This is a genomic window from Acetomicrobium sp. S15 = DSM 107314 (assembly GCF_016125955.1).
Classification (GTDB): domain Bacteria; phylum Synergistota; class Synergistia; order Synergistales; family Thermosynergistaceae; genus Thermosynergistes; species Thermosynergistes pyruvativorans.
In genome coordinates, this window is the sequence record NZ_JADEVE010000052.1 from 1 (window position 1) to 600 (window position 600).

The window sequence follows — 600 nt, forward strand, 5'->3', positions numbered from 1 at the left end:
CCTTTACACGATTTTTGAAATAATAAATATAGTACATACTATTATACTCCTTGAAGAAGTAGTAGTTGTGCTAAATATAAGTGGTGCCCAAGTTGTCTTAGGCTTAGGCGGTGGCTCATCTATGGATACAGCAAAGGCCGCAGCAATACTCGTGAAAAACCCAGGAGTTGTTATAAATTACCTAAAAGGGATCATTCGTGGCAGGAAGATAAGGACTACGATCCCTGACGAATCTGCCAATAAACCTGCAGATTTGGTTTAAGAGAACTTCACTGCACTTCGCCCTAACCAATTGTGGGTGGCAGACCTAACCTATGTCGCTGTACGCAGTGGGTTTGTATATGCTGCATTCGTCATAGACATATTGCTGAGATTCATCGTAGGTTGGCGAATTCTTGAGTTCTTTAAAGACGGACCTCGTACTCGATGCATTAGAACAGGCTCTATATGCCCGGAGGTATACGAAGGGGTTTGTTCAACTCAAGCGCTATTGCCAAAGCCCTAAAGTCCGCGCCCTCGAGCAAAGAAGAGATATCGTCCGCTTGAGAGAGGAGAAGCTGTAATGCGAGCTCTAGCTTATGAAGCATTTGGTCGCTCTGC

At 44.5% G+C, this 600-nt stretch carries 2 pseudogenes; both read left to right on the forward strand.

From position 1 onward, the window contains the following. Nucleotides 1-67: 67 nt before the first annotated feature. Nucleotides 68-130: pseudogene (locus tag EZM41_RS14260) on the forward strand (hypothetical protein); the annotation flags it as partial. Nucleotides 131-181: 51 nt separating this feature from the next. Next, nucleotides 182-458, forward strand: a pseudogene (locus EZM41_RS13345) (DDE-type integrase/transposase/recombinase); the annotation flags it as partial. Between the last annotated feature and the right edge of the window lie 142 nt (nt 459-600).